The following is a 19,469-nucleotide window of genomic DNA, read 5'->3' on the forward strand; positions in this document are numbered from 1 at the left end:
AATGCTATTGAAAAAACAACGCAAAAGTGCCCTGGCACTTCAATAAGAAGGTTACCAGGTTCTTTTCTTCATGTATTCGTCCAGTTCGGCGCGCTTCATCGGGATTTCCTTTGGATTGCTGTCCAGCCATTTCAGGAATGCCTCTTTAAGCTGATCGGTCCATTGGTTGTCGATCTGGCCGGGGGTGAATTTGCCTTCGCGGAGCATTTGAAGAGCAAATTTGTCTCTTAATGTGAGGAATTCTGCGGTTAGGATCACTTTTTCGGCCATGTGCGCCGGAATGAAGATCACGCCTTCTTTTTTAGCAAGCACAATGTCTCCTGGCAATACAATGGCGCGGCCAATGCGGATCGGCGTGTTAATGCCGGTCAGGAAAACGTCCTTTAAGAATGATGGGTCGAAATCTCTTACAAATGCATTGAAACCCTCGATTTTGGAAAGTCCTTCCAGATCGCGGACTGATGCGTCGAAAACGACACCATTGCCTGATTTGGTAAAAATGGATGTTCCCAAATTGTCGCCGATCAATGTTCCGCTGGCGATTTTACCAAAACCGTCTGCCACGTAAACGTCGCCTTTCGAAAGCTTATCGATGGGCCAGGAATTGGTGTTTCCTAGCATGCCGTTTTTGTTGCCGCGGTCCTTAACGAGCTTTTCAACGTCTGGGCGGGAGGGCATAAATTGGGCCGTCAATGCGCGGCCTGTGATGACGATGTCGTCTTTTAATATTTTCCAGTTTCCGTCGAACTGGCAGTTGTAACCTTCATTTTGCAACACCACCCACGCTTCTTCAATGGAGATGTTTTTGGCGCGGTTAATGAGCTCGTCGGAGACTTTGGGGCGGCCGTCGGGGAAGCGTTCGCCTTTCCATTCGGAGGTGAGGAACATCAGTTCTTCCTTGGGCATTACTTGCGCCTGTGCGGAGGGCAAACTGCTGAAATGAAGGGCTAGGAGGGTTATTACACCTAAAAATTGTACTCTCATATTTGAAAAATAAAAAATTGCGGCAAGATAAATGTCAAAGATGCATCGAATGGATTATCATTCAAATTATCTTTTGGTAATCACGAGCGGCTCGGTGAGGCCATTGAGGTCGTAAACGACTTTTCCGGCGCGGATCGTCACCTCTGCTTCCAGTTTCTGTTTTCCCTGAATCTTGGTTCCTGTGTAATCCCAGAAACCGAATGTTCCTGTGTCATTCAATTGGAATTTACCATCCAGAACCCTCAAAACAGTCACATCTGCACGCGAGCCAACTGAAAGGTTTCCGAGCTCTTCGCGGTGAATGGCTTGTGCGGGCGCCCAGGTGCTTGCTTTGATCACAGCCGAAAGATCCATGCCCATAGCCAGGAATTTGGACATGACATTCAGCATGTCTTTCATGGCATTGTTCATGCTGCCCGTGTGAATGTCGGTGCTGATGGTGTTGGGATAAAAACCGCTCTTAACGGCCGGAATGGCTTGTGAGAAGGCAAAGCTTATGCCACCATAACCTACATCGAAAAGGATCCCTTTCTTACGCGCATCATAAACAAACGGCCTGATCTTGCCCGTAGCAACGTCCAGAATCGGCTCGCGGCTGCTTAACTGCCCGAAGCAATGTGTGAAAATATCGCCTGGGCGCAAATGTTTTGTAAACAATTCTTGCAGCGGCAAAACAGGCTTGCTACCACCAAAATCAATCATAACAGGCACATTAGCCAGCTTTCCGGCTTCCACGGCGCGTTCGGTGGGCGTCCAGTTGTAGCCGTTGTAATGCGCGAGTTTAATGCCGACAATGTAATCCGGATTTTCTTTCACCACTTTCGCCGTTGCAGCTGCGTCCATGTCGTCCACATTCTGCTCGTAAGTGCCGCCACGCATGCCTTCTCCTACAATGTTCAGGAATGCGAGCACGCGGGTTTTTGAAATGTCAATGGTTTGTTTTTTAAAATCAGGAAAAGACTTCCAGCCTGCACAGCCCGCGTCCACAACCGTGGTCACGCCCGTGCGGAATGTGAAGCCATCCGGCGGCAATGCGTTAGGGCCATTGCTGTAAGTCTGGTCCATCTTGGTGCCGTAAAAGTTGTGGGAATGCATGTCGATCAGGCCGGGTGTTACGAAAAGCCCTTTGGCATTCACGACCTGCTTGCCTTCTTTGGCATCGATGTTCTTGGCAACGAGCATGACGGTGTCGCCTTTAAGGGCCACGTCCATGATGCCGGTCACATTATTTTTAGGGTCGATAACGTGGCCGCCTTTGATCACCACAGAATATTGCTGGGCGTTGGCGGCGCATGCAAATAGCAGCGCAAAACAGGTTAAGCGTAATTTCTTGTTCATGTTTTCAGGTTTTAGGAATATGGACATTAGATAGTTAAAGGAATTTTCAGTTCGTTTTTAATGCTGCAAGTGTGTTTAATGTTGGAGGGTTGGTTATGAATAAATCAGACTTCCCGGTTTGTGGCCTGGAAGTCTGATTTTGGATTGTTTTACAAAAATTATTTATCCCACCAAACCATGCTCGACAGCGTATTCGTGCCGCCTTGTCTGGTTCTTGCTTCGTAGAAATTGGCTTGGTTATACTGCTCTTCGGAATCAGGAATTACAAAACGGGTTGGGATTTTTCCGCCGGTAAGGTTACCAGGATAGTTGGTAGGCGTCAGCCTAGGATATCCGGTGCGTCTCCAATTGGACCAGATTTCATATTCATCTTCCAAAAACAGCGCAACCCACTTCTGCGTGCCGATCTGCTCCATTTTTTCAGCCAATGTTCCGGTTGCTTTGAACGGATTTGCTTTCAGGTAAGCAGCGATTTTGGCATCGGAAATCACACCGCCTGCGCCGAATGCAGCCCATTGCTTCATGCCTGATGTTACCGCGCTTTCATATTCCGCAGCTGGTGTCGTAGCCGAATACCAGCCTCTCAAACCGGCCTCAGCAAGCAGCAAATGCACTTCCGCAGGGGTGAAGACCAATAAGGGCGCATTGTATTTCAAAATCGTATTCGGATTTGGCTCGGAGTAAGAGTCAAAATCTGCTGGCAACGAGTTGAAAGCCGCATTAGGCATTCCTTTTTGCAAAGCAGTAGCTGTGTCAGCAACATAAGGGGCTGTTGCAGAAGCCTTTGTCCAAACCACAGAGATTACATTCAAACGCGGATCTTTGGTTGTTTTCAAATGGTCAACCAATGTTTTGGCCAATTTTCCACCCTCCACATTGTCACCGCCTGGAGAAACATAATCTGTCGCCATGAGGCCCGCAGCGATGAAATTTCTGCTGGCTGTGATGGAGCCGTCCACGTAAGCAATCGTCGCCATATCCGTATCAGATGTGATCACACCGCCTGCAATGGCCTTTTTTACCCATGTTTCAGCGCTGGCCGGATCTACTTCTGTCAGGCGCATGCCGAGGCGGAGCATCAGCGAGTAACCGAATTTTTTCCATTTTGCAATTTCCCCGCCGTAGACCAGGTCAGCCGTTCCGAAAGTCGGTCGTGCCGCATCAAATGCATTGATCGACTCTTCCAGTTCTTTCAGCATATCTGCATAAATGGCTTGCTGTGTATCATATTTCGGCGTGAAGTTTTGGCTTGAAAGTGCCTTTCCCGCTTCGAAATAAGGAATGTCGCCATACATATCCGTCAAACGGTGGAATAGATAGGCTTTCCAGATGCGGGCAACAGACAGCTTGTTCACATCGGCAGGATTTGTTGAAACAGCCTCAATTACTTGTGCAATGTCAATTACAGCACCCTGAGAAACGGGATCACCACCATAAAGTGCCCAGCTGCCCTGGCTGTAAGTGAAACTGAAATATTTGTCACCTGCCGCAGGCACTTCCTTGTAAGTGGCGAAATGCTGCATGGACCCTCCAATGGTCAGGTAAGCCGCGCCAGTAAAGTTATTGCTTACGGTTACCAGTTGAGCCCGCGTGAAAAGAAAACCAGGGACAACTTCTGTCGAAGCATTGGGGTTAACATTCATTTCTTCAAACCCATTGTCGCAGGAGGCAATGAATAGGGCCGGAGCCAGATATAGGACTTTTATTAAATTTTTCATATTCACTAAAATGCTTTTTAATGATTAAAACTTCACTGTAAGGTTTACACCCAAACTTCTCGTTCTTGGCACCCCAAATGCTTCCAGACCTTGCGCATTGCCATTGGTATAGCTGGATTCAGGATCGAAATAATTGTTGCGCTTGTCTTTGTAAAGCAGCAGCAGGTTACGGCCAACCAGAGACACAGAAGCAGATTGCAGTTTCAGGAACGACATTTTGCTTACATTCAGATTGTAGCTCAAAATCACCTGGCGCAGCTTCACGAAGTCGTTGTTGAAAGTGAAGATTCCTGTGTAGTTTTTGTCATTGTCATAGTAAGTATCCACATCTTTTTTCTCCCAGGTTTTGGTAAAAGGAGCACCCTCAGGCGTTACACCCGTTACGGTTACACCCGTTTCGCGGCCCGGCAATGTTTCTTTTGGCAAACCAAAACGGTAAGCGTACTGGTACATGTTGGAGTAAACCACGCTTCCGAATTTACCATCAATGAGAATGTTCAGTGAGAAGTTTTTGTATTTGAAATTATTAGTGATACCCATGGTCAACGGAGGGATACCATTACCCAATTTTTCCAAATCGCCTCTTACTGCATATCCGCTGGCTGTGTTGAAAACCACATTGCCATTACCGTCTGTTTTCTTGTTGTAACCCCAAACCTCACCATAGCTTCCATCAACCACATTCTGGATCATACCACCGCCCACACCGGCCCCGATGCTCAGCGTTTTCAGGTTATCGGCCAGTTTGATGATCCTGCTTTGGTTATAAGCCATGTTATAGCTGATATCCCAAGTGAAATTGTTTTTGCGAAGCGGTGTTGCTGTCAATAAAAGCTCCACCCCTTTGTTGCTCAATTCACCCACATTCAGCAAAGCTTGCGTGTATCCTGAGGATGATGCAATGTTGCTCTGTACAATGTCGTTGGTGGTCTTACGGTTGTAAAAAGTAAGGTCAAGACCAAAACGGTTGTTGAGGAAACGTGCTTCCAAACCTGCTTCGTAAGTCGTTGATGTAAGCGGGCGCAAATCAGGGTTAGGAACCAATGCCGAAGCCAATTGCTGTACCGGACGACCATTGTGACCGCCTTGCGCCATTTGATAGCTTTGGTATATCTTGTAAGGATCCACATTCACGGCACCCACCTGCGCCCATGAAGCGCGCACTTTCGCGAAGCTAATGGCCGCAGGCATATCAATGGCCTCGGAAAGGATTACTGTTCCACCAATTGCCGGATAGAAAATGCTGTTGTTTGATTTGTTCAAAACAGAAAACCAATCCTGTCTGCCCGACATGGTCAGGTAAGCCAATCCTTTGTAACCCAAATCCACCGATCCGAACACCGAATTGATACCGCTTTTCCGGTAAACTGGTGTGGTCGTAGTAGTAGCGAGGTTGGTGAAGCTATAAAAGCCCGGGATCGTGAATTCAGCGCCTCTGTAAGCCATTTCGTCGTAAATGCTGCGCTGCGTGTTACCGCCCAGCAATGCTGAAAAACTGAAATTTTCGAACTCTTTATTGTAGTTCAATGTCAGCATGCCGTTGGTTTCAGACGAAGTGGTACGGTTGGACTCATACTTTCCAAGCGGTTCGTATGCATTGGCCGTCGGCACGATAAACTCGTATTTGAAATTATAATAGTCCTGGCTCACGCTTCCTTTCAAAAACAAGTTGTCAAGAATGTCGTACCGCAAGCTGGTCTGACCTAGGAAACGGTTTTTGCGGTCGTCATTTTTAAATTTATTGATAACAAAATAAGGGTTTGGCGCAGCAGGAACTGGGTTCCATTCTACTTCTTTGCCTGTAACAGCGTCATAACCAGGAGAAAGGCTTCTGATATCTACCGTATTGGCGATCAAATGTGTTGCCCAGTGCGGGTTGTAATCTGCATAACCTACTTTCGGACGGTTGTGGCCATCTTCAATGTTGTATTGAACAACGGTTTCAATGCTCAGTTTTTTGCCCAAAAATGCATTCACGTTCAAATTCGCAATCCTTCTCGTGAAGTCCGAGTTAGGGACAATGCTGTTTGATTTTGTATTGTTCAAACCAAAACGAAAGTTGATCTTGTCATTTCCACCTGTGAAGGCAATGGAGTTAATGTAGTTCGTTCCCGTTCTGTAAAAGTTTTTAAGGTTATCTTTCTGAGGAGAATAGGGGCGCATCTGGCCGTCAAACTGAATCACATCCGTGCCGTCCATTCTTGCGCCATATGACAAGCGTCCTGAGCTTTTTGCCTGCGTTTGCGTCATTGGTTTTACACCATCCACACCTTGTCCGAACTCATATTGCCAGTCCGGAATGATCGCCAGGTTTTCAGTCGTAAAGTTGCTGTTGAACTCCACACCAATGCCTTTTTGCGCGCGACCTTTTTTAGTGGTGATCAAAATAACACCATTACCCGCACGAGCACCGTACAAAGCCGCTGCCGGGCCACCTTTCAAAACGCTGATTGATTCAATGTCGTCCGGGTTAATCCCGCCGATTCCGTCTCCACGGTCTGTGTTGTTACCATTTCCGTCAGAAGCATTTCCACCGCCAGGAACGCTGTTGTCCATTGGCATACCATTGATCACATACAAAGGCTGGTTGTTTCCGCTCAAAGAACCATTACCACGAATGATAATCCGGCTCGATCCGCCCGGTCCGGTCGACATCCCCGTTGCATTCACACCGGCAATTTTACCTGTTAATGCATTCGCAACGTTGTTTTCGCGGGCTTGTGTGAATTCAGAACCTTTTACTTCGGTGACTGCATAGGCAAGCGCTTTTTTCTCTTTGGAAATACCCAAAGCCGTTACAACAACTTCATTCAATGCTTTTGCTTCGGGAGCCAGCTGAACGGAGAGTGTTGTCTGCGTTCCGACTGCAACTTCTTGTGGCGTGTAACCTACGAAGCTGAAAATCAGCACTGCAGACGCTGCTTCTGCATCCGGAATGTCCATCGTAAATTTCCCTTCCGCGTCCGAAGATGTTCCGCGCTGGGTGCCTTTTACCAAAACACTTACACCCGGAAGACCCGCGCCGGTTTCGTCCGTAACCACACCCGTAACATTGCGTTTTGGAGCTTCTTTGGAGGAAGATCCCGTTTCGGAAGATGCTGTCTCGCGTTTCAAAATGATACGGTCCTTTACCACTTCGTAAGTCACTTTATGCGGAGCGAGGATTTTGCCCAGCACATCGGATAATGCTTCGTCCTGGAATTTGAATGTATATTTCTGTGCATTGAAAATCTGCGGGTTATACATAAACTTAACCTTGGTCACATTCTCAATTTTTTCCAGTGCCTTGTCAACTTCGGCATTGGCTAAACGCAGCGTTACTTTTTGTTCTAAAACCCGCTGACCACGCACATCATTAGCTTGCACGAATGTGCTGACGACGATAGCGAGTATGGCTTGATACAGCGTAATGCGCATGATTTTCTGTAAAGCATGATGAATTTGTACTGTTTTTGACATAATTTTGATTTTTGTCGGATTAAAATTTGGCATTAATTGATTCCCACGGCCGCTGCGAGGCGATAACCGTAAGAAGAAACAAACAGGGGATTAACGGAGCCGGTGGTGTTGCAGCATCATCGGCTCCTTTTTTAGGGGACTGGTAACAGATCTCGTCATAGGCATTGTCAGAATTTTAGGGGATTGGTGAGGAACGTTAGTAACAACCTTTGCTGGTAATGATAATGCTGGCATCCAGCTGTTCATATTGGGCGCCTATCGTTTTGCAGATCAGGTTTATTTTTTCAAAAAGCGGTTCGTCGGAAAGGGATGCGGTCAGATAGCAATCCTTCATTACATCGGCGTCGTGAATGATCTTCACGCCATAAGATTTTTCCAGCGTCTCAAAAACATCGGTAATGGGCGTGCCTTTGAATTCAAATGACTGGCTCTGAATCGGTAATTCAAGCAGTTTCGGGTCCGGAATCAGGCTGCGTGTGAGGCGTAACTCTTTGGGGGCGAACACAATCTGTTGATTTGGTGTTAACACCATCCCCCCCAGCTTATCGTCCGCCTGCTGCGTTGCGATGGCTTCTTTGGTCATCGGGAACACGGAAACTTTTCCTGTTTTTACTACAACCTTCACTTCCTTATCGCCTTCAAATGCGCTCACTTTGAAACTGGTGCCTAACACTTTCGTCGCCAGTGTGTGTGCGTATACATAGAAGGGTTTGTCCGGATTCTTGGCAACTTCAAAAAACGCTTCCCCGCTCAAAAACACCTCTCTCTTATTTCCTTCGAACCTGGACGGGTAGGTAATGCGGCTATTAGGTTGCAAAAGCACCGAGCTTCCATCCGCCAGTACGATCAGCTGCGCCTTGTCCGTCGTATTCTCAGCCTTCATCAAAGGCTCCTTAATCTGGCTCAGGATCACCTTATACTGGTCTGACTGCTGTTGTGAAGGCGTTTGCTTGTTAAACCACCATCCCGCAAACATCAGCAGCAAGACGGAAGCTGCCATATTATACCAATTGGGCCTGAAAAGCTTTCTTATGCCCGATTTCTTCGCCTTATTTTCGCCAATCGAATGTGAAAGCCGGTAAATCTCATTAGCAATTTCATCTTCGGAAATCTGATCAAATGCCGATTTGGTGTTAATCAGGAAGTATTTTGCTTTTGCGACAAGTTCTTTTTTGTCCGGATTAAGTTCAAGCCATTCAGCCCAGAAAGTGTCTTCTTCGGGATCATTAAACAACGTCCAGCGTCTGAACGATGCATCGGCTGCGAGTTCCTCCGGAAGAAAATTGCGGTAATTGTGCATATCTGGCAAATAATTGTATGGCTAATTTATCTAAGGATGCACTTTCCTCCGGCCAATACTCTTTTTTTAGAAATTATTTTTTGAAGGGAGAGGTTTGAATCAGTCGCTATCATTGCCAGCACTGCTTAAATCCAAACACTAATTCAATCCCAGAGGGATATAACATTGGTAGCAAAGGGAGTTTGTGTAACAGTTAGTAGCTGAATGTGCAGATTAGAACCAGCATATGACTAAAAACCTGCATATGGGTTTTCAAGAATGAGATAGCTTTGAAGAGGAGGTTGGCGACGGATTGGCGGTTGACTTGCATGAGGTCTGCGATCTGCTCGTTATCCATGCCTTCGAAATATTTGAGGAAAACGGCTTCTTTTTGGCGGCGGGGAAGTTCGTTTATGGCCGAACGGACCTTGATCTGATTCTCGGAATAAATTTCACTTTGCTCAATTTCCGTTTCCACCGTCTGAAAATCCGAAATTTGCCCGACTTCTTCAATGTCCAGCAGCGAATTGGCCGGGTTATTTCTCCGGAATTCTTGCAGCAGTTGGTTGCGCAGTGCTTTCAGAAAATAAATAGAAACAAACTGAATGTGGATGGTCTCGCGCTTCTCCCAAATGTGGATCAGCAATTCCTGAATGGAATCCTTGATAAATTCCCGGTCCGACGTGAAGCTGTTGGCGTAGTTGAAGAGCGTGCGATATTGCTTATCGGCGAGCTGACAAAATGCAAGACTGTCCCCGGCCTGGGATTGGTGCCAGAGATTCAGAAGAATTACATTCTCCTCAGCGATGCGTTGTCGTTTGTTCAAATCTTATTGGGTCAGGCAACAAAGAAACTGCTTAATCGCTTAATTTTAAAATATAACACCGACTTTATTTTTTATTTTAAAATTAGATTCGGCTTAATTGTATTATATCAAAATATAAGTTTGATTTTGATAGTTTGTGGATGCACTTTAAGCACCTGACGAATCAGTTGCTCAGTGTGACATGGCGGTAAGTCTGTATGGCGACGTTGGGGAAGCACTTCGGCTCCGCTCAGTGTGACAAGGCGTTGTCTGTTGGTGTGACAAGGCGTTGTTGAACGAGCGAAGCCGAATGGAAACAAATGCTATGATGATGGACTTCTCTGCCGTTGCAACAGCAGCACACTGCTTGTCAGACTGAGCGGAGCCGAAGTCACGTGCAGGATGTCAAATGCTAGATATAAGCAATACAATCAATCTCCACCAACGAATCCCCCGGAACCCCACCATAAACTGCCACAGTCGTACGGCAAGGCGGTTTTGAGCCGAAACGGCCTTTATAAGCCTCGTTCATGGCCTTATAATCATTCAGATCATGCAGGAAAACGCTACATTTTAGTACTTTCTCCATTGACGAACCAGCTTTGATTAATTCTTTTTCCAGTTCGTCCAGGACGTGCTTGGTGTGGGCGGTGATGTCGCCTTCAAAGTGGGCGCCTTTGCCGGCGATGAACACCATATTGTTGAATTTGGTATGGCCTGAAAACAAGGGAACATCCTGATACATAACGACATCACCGACTTCCTTTTCGGGCGCTGGCGCAGCAGGCGTCTCTGCGATTGCTTTGGAAGCAACGCCAATTCCGGCTACTCCGGCAACAGAGGCGAATAATTTTTTAAGGATTGATCTTCTTTCGGACATGGTAGTATAATTAAGTTATTAACGAATGTATTATGATCTTTTTTTCTTGCCTTTCTTAGCCATTTTCTCGTTTGCAGGCAGCGTCACTTTCCAAATGCTTCCGCCCGATTTATTTCCGCCCTGCTTGCCACCATATTCGATAATGTAAAGCGTATTGCCAACAAGCAACGCATCCGTAGGCGAAGTAAAACCGTCGATGATACGGGTGGTTTTTACTTTGTAGTTGTCTGTGGCTTTGTCGAAGGCCATTTCGAGGTGTAACAAATCCCGTCCTTGCTTCCTTAGCGGACTTGGATTAGCGACCCCGTTCCTTGGTCCGCCCGTGTAGCGGATGACAAAACCGTCGCCGGTGAGGTCTTTGCCCAACATATTGTTAGTATCAAAAAACAACCCAAGCGGGGAGGAGTGTGCGTTGAATGTGCTTACGCCCACGCCCGTGGAATCGCCGTCGTAGACCTGACCGGTTTTGCGGTCGCGGTACTCGTTGGCGTCCGGTCCCATGTTCTGCACGCCTGGGCTGAACTTCACGCCAGCGGGGCGTTTCGGGAAATTTGGGTCATTGTGAAAATACTTCATCAGCCAGGCAAAAGCAAATTTGCTCAGGAAAGGATCGGTGTCCGGGTTGGGTTGATAATCTGGAAATTGCTGCGGATTATCGATGCCGCCCATTACCCACGGAAAACCGTAATGATGGCCCTGGCGCACCCAAAACATATCTTCGGAATGGTCGTAATCACCTGAATTGGAGACTGCGAACAGATTTCCTTTCGGATCAAAAGCCATGTCATATGCATTGCGGATGCCTTCTGCGTAGAGATAGCCGTCTGCTTTTAATTTTTGTGTATCGGTGGAAAGCAGCAAATCTTTGGCATCGATCGGGAAGCGGAAGATGTTGGCTGTTAATGCATTATCGCGCGCGTTTGGATATTCACCGCCATTGTCCTGCACTTCGCCGTGATCCGTTCTGGCGCCGGTATTAACGAAAATGTATTTGCCATCCGGACTGATTTCCAACGCGTTCCAGCCGTGGTCAAATGTTGTTTTGTTGGCACCATATTCCACTGTATTGAAGACAACCGTCATTGCAGGCTTTTCAGTTGAGTTAGTATCCACGCCAGCTTTCAGCTCATAACGAACCATGCGGCCTTTGTTCCCCTTGTTGTTGTTGACATTAATGTTCCCTGCCAAAAACAATGTATTCCCTTTGAATGCCGCACCTTGCAAGCGCGTAATGCCGTGGTCTTCTGCGCTTAGAATTTTCTTGCTTTCGGGCTGACCGTTGTTTGTGACGATCTTTAACACATCGCCAAAGAACGTCGTATAATAAATTTCCCCCGTGACCGGATGCTGAATGATCCGCACCGCTTCCGGCTCAATTTTCATGTAATGCTCAATGGTAATGTCGTCGCGCAGTGATTTCGGCGTGCTTGTGACGGTTTCTTTGAGCTGAGCAAATGCATGTCCTGCAATGGTGGCAAGTAGCAATGCGGCGACTTTGGGTTTGAAATAGCGGCTAATAGTCAGCATTTTATCCTATGGGTTCAGTTTATTCAGTTTTGCCTAAATGCCGGATGTATGCAACGAGCTGCCAGCGCTGCTCGTCGGTGAACACATCTTTAAATGGCGGCATGTTACCCCTGCCGGTGGAGATTTTCCAGAAGATGGCGCCGTCGCTCTGGGCTTTTACCAATGTGTCGTGAAAATTAGCGGGTTTCTGTCCCAATGCGCCGCCCGCTGCGCCGTCACCATAACCAGCATCGCCGTGGCAGGTTGCACAGTAAAGTGTGAAAAGTTCTTCGCCCTGCGCCAATGTCAGCGGTTCCTCGTTATAGGGACTTTTCAGTGTATCGGCCCAGGCGGGTGCTTTCCAGGGATCCTGGCTGGCGTGCGGATTAAAATTCCCGGAAGAAAATCCAGTCAGAATAATTCCGGCTAAAACGATAAAATTTGCGGCTAAAATCTTATTTTTAAACATTAAATGTAAAGAAACGTGATATATGTAAATGTCTGATTTTTCTCCCTCCAACCCCTTAAAGGAACACTCAATTGCCGGAGAGTAATATCCACTTAAACGAGGTTGGAAGGAGAAAAACGTTGTTGCTAATTTGTTTTTTCAACGGCTGCCCTGACTTTCGAAACTTCTTCAGCAGAAACGGCGCTGGCGGTGTTTCCAAAATTACTGCGGATATGCGTCAGAACTTCTGCGATTTCTTCGTCTTTCAAAAAGCTGTGCTGGGGCATTACATTGTTATAGGATTGCCCTTTCACTACCAACGGCCCTTCCAGCCCTTTCAGCAATACTTTTATAAGGCGTTCCTTGTCTCCGGTTACCCATTCGGCCCCGCCCAAAGGTGGAAAACGCTGCATATCGCCCATGCCGTTTCGTTGATGACAGGCTGAGCAGTAAACGCTGTAAACCTTTCCTCCGGCAACGGGCTTATCCTTATCCAGGTTGTCGGCAACCTCCTCCGGCCTGCGGATGTTGGACATGGATTTCCTTTTTTCCATTTTGACCAAAGCCGTTTTTGCAAATTTCTTTTTATCGCCTTTGTAAGTCACTTTCCAGATCTTCCCTTTTTCTGTTTCAGCAATGTAAAGCGCACCATCGGGACCAATCGCCAGGCCCATCGGACGAGAAACCGCGTCGCTCACATTCACAATCGGATCTACACCCGCAAAGCCGTCTGCGAAAATCTCATAATCGCCCGATGGCTGGCCGTTTTTAAAAGGAACAAATCCAATAAAATAGCTCGATTGCGGGTAAGGAGCGCGGTTTGTAGAGCCGTGGAATGCGATAAATGAGCCGTTTTTATAGCGTTCCGGAAAATGATTTCCCTGATAAAACAGAATGTCATTCGGCGCCCAGTGGCCAGGAAAACCGATCAGCGGTTTTTCATATTCGCCGCAGCGGCCCACCTCTTTTCCATCACCGCCATATTCAGGATTAAGGACTTTTTTGCCCTGCATTTGATCCCAATAACAATAAGGCCAGCCTGCATGCGTGCCTTCTTTGATCCGTAAAAACTCCTCGGAAGGAAGCATAGCGCTTTGCCAGGGAGAAAAAAGCTGCGGGAACAGGCGCAATAAATCGTCCCGTCCGTGTTGCAATGCATATAAATTATTATCAGCAAAATTCCAATCCAGCGCCACCACACTCCGCAGGCCAGTCGCGAACTTCACGCCGTCTTTCTGTAACTGTCCTTTCTTATTTGCGTCAAAACGCCAGATCCCGCCGTGATCTTCGAGGATCGGGCACGGATCGAGGCCGCTGGATGAGGGGATGCGGTTATCATCCTGACAAGCATTGGAATTGGCGCCAAAGGGCACATACATAAATCCTTTGTCGTCGAATGTGACGGGCTTCGCAATGTGCTCGTGCATGCCGTGCGCGTGGTCGTCAGTCAGGATTATTTCTTCCTCGCCGGCCGGAACAAGCTCGCCAGGGTTCAGTTTGTAACGCGAAACGATCAGTTCTGAACTGAAATAAAGATAACCTTTGTAAATGCGCATGGCAGTTCCGTAAACACCTTCACCGTCACGTCCACCAAAATGTTTAATAATGTCTGCACGGCCGTCGCCATTGGTGTCGCGCAACGCAATCACGGATTTCCCTTTGCCGGAAAAACGCGCTTTTACATAAATATCACCATTGTCATTCACGGCAATGTGGCGTGCGCGGCCGGGCAGGCTGTCCACCACCACGGTTGCTTCAAAGCCATCCGGTAGGAACAGGCCGCCGTTTTTGTCATTAACCACACTGTTCTGCCGGTCACTCTTTTGGGTAAATCCCAATGCAAAAAGCAGCAGAAGCGAAGCTGAAAGTTTGAGAGAATGATAGCGCATTATTTATAGAGGAGTTTAGGAATAACAGGGTCAGCAGCTATTTCAGATAGATCGGCTTGGCAATGCCATTGAGGTCGTAGACGATCTTGCCGCCCATGATGGTCATCTCGCATTCCAGCTTTTCTTTTCCTTCCATTTTATAACCGGTTTTATCATAAAAACCAAAATTGCCTTTGCGCATCGAAAATATGGCGACATCTGCAATGGCGTTCTCTGAAATGTGTCCCAGGTTTTCGCGTTTGATCACCTGCGCAGGTTCCCAGGTGCTGGCCTTGATTACCGAAGGCAGATCCATGCCCATCACATAAAATTTGGACATAATGCTCAGCATGTCCTTCATGGAGCCGTTCATGCTGCCCGTATGCAAATCGGTGCTGATGGTGTTCGGGAAAAAGCCTTGTTTGATGGCAGGAATAGCCTGTGAATAATTGAAGCTTGCGCCGCCGTAGCCGACGTCAAAAATAATCCCGCGCTTGCGCGCTTCGAGAACGAACGGGCGCACTTTCTGCGCTTTTTCATCCACGATGGTTTCTCTTACATTGCCTTCCAGCAGAGTATATGCGTGTGTGAAAATGTCTCCGGGGCGAAGGTGTTTCAAAAACAATTCTTCCAATGGCAACGGCGGTGTGCTTCCGCCAAAATCGATCATAACAGGCATGTTAGACAGCTTGCCCGCCTTTACAGCATTATCGACCGGCTTCCAGTCATTGCCCATAAAATGTGCAACTTTGAAGCCTACCACATCATTCTTATTTTTCAACGCGACGCCCGCAGCCAACTCTGGGTTCATGTCGCTGGTGTCTTGTTCCCAATTTCCACCACGCATGCCTTCGCCTACAATGTTCAGGAAGGAAAGAACGCGCGTTTTGGAATTGAAAATAACATTCTTTTTAAACTCAGAAAACGAATCCCAACCTGCGCCGCCTGCGTCCACAATGGTCGTGACGCCAACGCGGAAAGTGAAGCCGTCGGGTGGTAATGCAACCAAACCATTACTTAAATAATGGTCTGGTTGCGTTCCGAAAAACACATGTCCGTGAATATCAATGAGTCCGGGCGTGACATACATGCCTTTGGCATCCACAACCTGCCGGGCTTCCTTAGGGTCAATGTCCCTGGCAACCTTCTTGATCTTTCCCTCAAATATTCCCACATCCATGATCTGGTTGAGGTTATTTTTAGGGTCGATGACCGTTCCGCCTTTGATCAATATGCTGTAAGTCTGCGCGTTAACTGCGAGAGTTACACTGCATATCAGGAAAAGGATAAGCAGGGATCTGTGTTTCATTTTTTTATAGGGCTTAGGAATAGGTATTCTTGGTAATGCAAAATCTTAAACAACCGCCTTTGACAATTCTTCTTTCAGGCGGGTGGCAACTATTTTTTCTTCCCCCGGTTTCAGGCACCAGGTTGTGATGGTTAATGTGTTGTTTTCGCCAGGCATGATCTCAATGGAAGGGTTGCCGTTCCGCATGTTTTCCTGCAACAATTTCACAGGCAGGCTTACTTTGGCAGCATCCCAGGAAATGCGGAGGGTAGGCGTATGGTTGCCAAGTTCCGGAGCAAATGTCTCGACATTGACACCAGCCACGCTTTTTGCTGCATTGCTGATCAGTGCCGCGCGGTCTTCCCACATTTTCCACTCCTTCTTGTGATCCATTTTTACGAACTTTTCCAAGGCCACATACATGCCCAGGATCTCCTCTTTATTCACCTTCATACCGCGCCCGATCGTAGAACCGCGTGGCGGCATGCTCAGTCTTGCAGCGTCGATCAAATGTTTTTTACCCATCAATATGCCTGCACTCTGCGGTCCGCGCATGGCTTTTCCGCCCGAAACGCACACCAGGTCAAAGCCCATATCATTGAACCGCCAAAGATTTTCAACAGGCGGCACATCCGCAGCCATGTCTATCATCGTAGCAATGCCATTTTTCTTTGCAATTTCCACCCATTGCTCATGCTTGATCTGCCCTTTGTCCGACTGGATATGCAGGAACCAAAGCAATGCAGTTTTTTCATTAATGGCCTTTTCCAATTCTTCAACCGTCTCAACCTGGATAATTTTGCAACCTGTGTTGGTCAGCGCGTGGGAGTAGCCTATGTTATGGCCTTTCTGGATGATAACTTCGGATTTCATGCCCGTTCCTTCCAGATGCGGCAATGCTTCCACCCGCTTCTGATCCATTCCGGTAAGCACACCCGCAAGTCCTAATGTTAAGGCAGAAAAGCATCCGGCAGTAACCACCGCAGATTCGGCATGCGTTAATGCTGCAATTTTTTCACCAACCTTGGTCTGAACTTCGTCCAGCATCATGAAATTCTGGGCAGCGCCCTGTATCGTTTCTACAACTTCGTCCTGCATCAGCGAGCCGGTCATAGCCGTGTAGGTACCCGCAGCGTTGATAAAAGTTCGGATCCCCAGCTCTTTTACAAGGTTTCTGGCAGGCAGCTTAGCGGCGAAAGTTGCAGCTTCCGCACTGCCGTTTCCCAAAAATCCGCCGATAAGGGGCACAGCGGACAAGTGTTTGATTAAATCTCTACGGTTTATCATGATATTGGAAAGGACTTGAAAAGTGATAAGGGCGTTAAAAATCTACGTTGAAAGCATCAACATATCAATGATGCAGGAAATGCATGCTGATACTCTTTTTTGTAAGATTATTTTTTTTAATTATTGAAAATAAGAAAATAAACTTTGGTCAATGTAAATATTGACGCCCTTTTTATTCCGGCTCAATTCCTAATCGATAAAAAGCTGCTTTACACAAACGGGCGTAGGAATGCTGATCTCCTTGCTGGTATAAGTCAGCTGGCCTGTTTCTGTATTCCTTTTGAAGAATACCACATTATCATTGTCGCGATTGGTCACCAATACAAGCTCACCCTTCGCATCCACCAGGAAATTACGCGGGTGCTTTCCATGCGTTTCGGCGTGCCCGGAGATGGTTAGCTTGCCGGTTTTGGCATCTACTGCGTAAATAGCAAGGCTTTCATGTCCCCGATTGGAAGCGTACAGAAATTTGCCGTCCGGCGAGAAGTGAATATCAGCGGCAAAACTTTTTCCCGTAAAATCCGCAGGAAGCATCGTTACCCGCTCCATAGGCACAAGCGCGCCGGAATTCTTAACAATTTTGAAGGAGTTAACAGCCGAACCCAGCTCGCAGGCTGAGTAACCGAAATTGCCGTTGGGATGAATAGCAAAGTGACGCGGACCATCACCGGCTTTTACTTCTGCATAAGGAACGGCTCCAGGCGTGAGCTTACCCGTTTTAGGATCAACGCTGTAAACCATGATCTTATCGATGCCAAGATCCGAGGCGTAAATGTATTTGCCATCTGCTGAGGGGATTACCGAGTGCATATGCGGCTTCTGGGACGCTGCACCTTTGTCCTGAATGCTGTCGGCCACTGCGCCGATTGTGCCGTCACTATTGATGAGGTAAACGCCTAGTTGCCCGCTTCCGTAATTGGAAACATACAAAAACCGGCCTTTCGGATCTACGCTGACGTGGCAGGGGCCTTTGCCAAGCGACGGTTTGGAATTCATTGTTGTCAGTTTTCCGGCGGCGTCAATGGCATATGAAGAAACCGTGCTGTTACCTTCATTAGCCGTATACAGGAATTTTTTGTTAGGATGAAATTCCAGGAATGAGGGGCTGTTTTTGTTCACCATTACCTGTATTTCTTTGAAAGACAGGTTGCTTCTATCAAATTCATACACATAAATGCCCTCACCTTTTTGGGTGTAAGTGCCAATGTAAAGGATTTCTTTTCCGGATTTTTGTGCAAATGTCATGACTGCGGATAATAGGCAAATGAATGTTAAAATTGTATTGCGCATGGTTCAGGAATTAAATGTTTGGATCAATGTTAGGTGTGGTAGCGACTTGCTATTCAAAAATCAAGGTGCCGAATTTGTTAAATTCGTGGAAGCTGCCGCCTGTTTTCTGCCACGAATAATAGGCAGTTTCTTCATCATAATCAATGCGGTAGAAGTTGCCGCGCCACTTGGTTCCGGACTTCGGTGCGGCTGTTACCATGGGGCTTATCAATGCATATGGAATAAAGAATTCGGCTTTCCAGCCCTCGACTGATGCCATGCTCTTCTTTTGGCCGCCTTGTGCACTGGTGGCATGTTGTACGCGGTTGCGGTCTGTGTAATGCCAGGCTTTCCATCCTTCTGTCCGGCCTTTTATATTGGCAATAATGATGGGAAGTTCGTAATCCAATGGTGAAAGCTCGTATTCCAGATAAATGGGCACTGAGGTGTCCGGCCAGAGAAAAACTTCCACAACATCCTCTTTAAACAGCAAACCATAATCCTCCATAATGGTCGCAGTCAGTTTTTTATCGGTGCAGTCGAAGAGGAAATACATTCCTTTTTCGGAGTAAAGGATTTTTACTTTGGTGGGAAATTGTTTTCCCGGCGCGGGCTGGTTCGGGCCTTTCTGGACCGTGATGTCAAAAGCCTTTGCAGTGGCCCAGTTTGCAGCACTGCCTTGCCCGTCTATTTTAAAGTCGGTGGTTTTCTTGATCACCATGGAGGAATCCGGGATTGCGGCATGCGCCTCGGCGCGCGGAGCAATGGCGCCCGTCAAAATGCCCGCCCACAGAAAAAAGGGGACGATTTTTTTCAACATTATTTTATGGTTTAGGAATGGAATAGGGGCTGCGGGAAGCAGGTTCCGGCAATTTCCTCAGGTTTTTAGATATTACCAAATGATTATTTTCCGTAAGTGCCCGATTTTCCAGGCTGCGGCACGCTTTGGAATGATTATTTAACAAATGGCACATATCATTCAACTGAAAACCATTTAACTTTTAACATTATGATACGCGAACGAGGAGAACCCGCAATAGCAGATACCAGCAAACCCATTCTGGAAGCACCGGTAGTTCCGGACTTTCCAACAAATACGCAGAAAACCCGCGCAGTAGCCGATGATCCGGACTTGGTGGGCGGTAATGATGACGACGATCTGGATGGCGACGACGATGCAGATGATGTTCTGCCACAAGATGTCCTGGACGACGATGATGACAGCCTGCTCGATGACGAAGAGCCTGTAATCATTGACGGGGACGAGATTATCGACCGTGAAGATGACGATGAGGACGACGACGTTTTATAACGATCTGTCCAATAAATTGATTTAAATA

The 19,469-nt window shown here is 47.2% G+C and carries 15 protein-coding genes; 1 reads left to right on the forward strand and 14 read right to left on the reverse strand.

What is annotated here, in order from left to right; translation table 11 throughout:
* Positions 1–51: 51 nt before the first annotated feature.
* The 14 genes from G395_RS0110300 to G395_RS0110365 all read right to left on the reverse strand — a co-directional run bounded on the left by G395_RS0110300 (position 52) and on the right by G395_RS0110365 (position 18,949).
* Entirely contained in the window at positions 52–984 is a 933-nt protein-coding gene (locus tag G395_RS0110300; RefSeq protein WP_026629971.1) for an RraA family protein, read from the reverse strand.
* A gap of 66 nt (positions 985–1,050) precedes the next feature.
* Positions 1,051–2,322, reverse strand: coding sequence for an amidohydrolase/deacetylase family metallohydrolase (locus tag G395_RS0110305; RefSeq protein WP_026629972.1), 1,272 nt, complete (start codon positions 2,320–2,322; stop codon positions 1,051–1,053).
* 158 nt (positions 2,323–2,480) lie between these two features.
* Entirely contained in the window at positions 2,481–4,040 is a 1,560-nt protein-coding gene (locus tag G395_RS0110310) for a SusD/RagB family nutrient-binding outer membrane lipoprotein (RefSeq protein WP_026629973.1), read from the reverse strand.
* A gap of 24 nt (positions 4,041–4,064) precedes the next feature.
* Positions 4,065–7,499, reverse strand: coding sequence for a SusC/RagA family TonB-linked outer membrane protein (locus tag G395_RS0110315; protein ID WP_026629974.1), 3,435 nt, complete (start codon positions 7,497–7,499; stop codon positions 4,065–4,067).
* 196 nt (positions 7,500–7,695) lie between these two features.
* Complete coding sequence (locus G395_RS0110320; RefSeq protein WP_026629975.1) at positions 7,696–8,799, reverse strand: FecR family protein; 1,104 nt, start codon at positions 8,797–8,799, stop codon at positions 7,696–7,698.
* 193 nt (positions 8,800–8,992) lie between these two features.
* Positions 8,993–9,604 carry an RNA polymerase sigma factor gene (locus tag G395_RS0110325; RefSeq protein ID WP_026629976.1) on the reverse strand — a complete coding sequence of 204 codons (612 nt, stop codon included), beginning with the start codon at positions 9,602–9,604 and terminating at the stop codon, positions 8,993–8,995.
* Positions 9,605–9,995: 391 nt separating this feature from the next.
* Positions 9,996–10,463, reverse strand: coding sequence for a RidA family protein (locus G395_RS0110330; RefSeq protein WP_026629977.1), 468 nt, complete (start codon positions 10,461–10,463; stop codon positions 9,996–9,998).
* Positions 10,464–10,493: 30 nt separating this feature from the next.
* Positions 10,494–11,990: a PQQ-dependent sugar dehydrogenase gene (locus tag G395_RS0110335; RefSeq protein WP_026629978.1), complete on the reverse strand. Its 1,497-nt coding sequence runs from the start codon at positions 11,988–11,990 to the stop codon at positions 10,494–10,496.
* Between the two features lie 19 nt (positions 11,991–12,009).
* On the reverse strand, positions 12,010–12,438 hold the full coding sequence (locus tag G395_RS0110340; protein ID WP_026629979.1) for a c-type cytochrome: 429 nt from the start codon (positions 12,436–12,438) through the stop codon (positions 12,010–12,012).
* 125 nt (positions 12,439–12,563) lie between these two features.
* Positions 12,564–14,306: a PQQ-dependent sugar dehydrogenase gene (locus G395_RS0110345; protein WP_026629980.1), complete on the reverse strand. Its 1,743-nt coding sequence runs from the start codon at positions 14,304–14,306 to the stop codon at positions 12,564–12,566.
* Positions 14,307–14,343: 37 nt separating this feature from the next.
* Positions 14,344–15,594, reverse strand: a complete 1,251-nt coding sequence (locus G395_RS0110350) for an amidohydrolase/deacetylase family metallohydrolase (protein ID WP_026629981.1) — start codon at positions 15,592–15,594, stop codon at positions 14,344–14,346.
* A gap of 45 nt (positions 15,595–15,639) precedes the next feature.
* Complete coding sequence (locus G395_RS0110355) at positions 15,640–16,860, reverse strand: aminotransferase class V-fold PLP-dependent enzyme (protein WP_026629982.1); 1,221 nt, start codon at positions 16,858–16,860, stop codon at positions 15,640–15,642.
* A 189-nt stretch (positions 16,861–17,049) separates the two neighbouring features.
* Positions 17,050–18,150 (reverse strand): lactonase family protein, encoded by a 1,101-nt coding sequence (locus G395_RS0110360; protein WP_157486643.1) that lies wholly within the window; start codon positions 18,148–18,150, stop codon positions 17,050–17,052.
* Positions 18,151–18,199: 49 nt separating this feature from the next.
* The gene (locus G395_RS0110365; RefSeq protein WP_026629984.1) at positions 18,200–18,949 is read right to left on the reverse strand and encodes a carbohydrate-binding family 9-like protein; all 750 of its coding nucleotides are present in this window, start codon (positions 18,947–18,949) and stop codon (positions 18,200–18,202) included.
* A gap of 189 nt (positions 18,950–19,138) precedes the next feature.
* Here G395_RS0110365 and G395_RS0110370 point away from each other — a divergent pair, with 189 nt between their 5' ends.
* A complete protein-coding gene (locus G395_RS0110370; RefSeq protein WP_026629985.1) occupies positions 19,139–19,441 on the forward strand; it encodes a hypothetical protein in 303 nt (100 codons plus the stop codon).
* Positions 19,442–19,469: the final 28 nt, after the last annotated feature.

The sequence above is a fragment of the Dyadobacter alkalitolerans DSM 23607 genome (genome assembly GCF_000428845.1).
GTDB lineage: Bacteria > Bacteroidota > Bacteroidia > Cytophagales > Spirosomataceae > Dyadobacter > Dyadobacter alkalitolerans.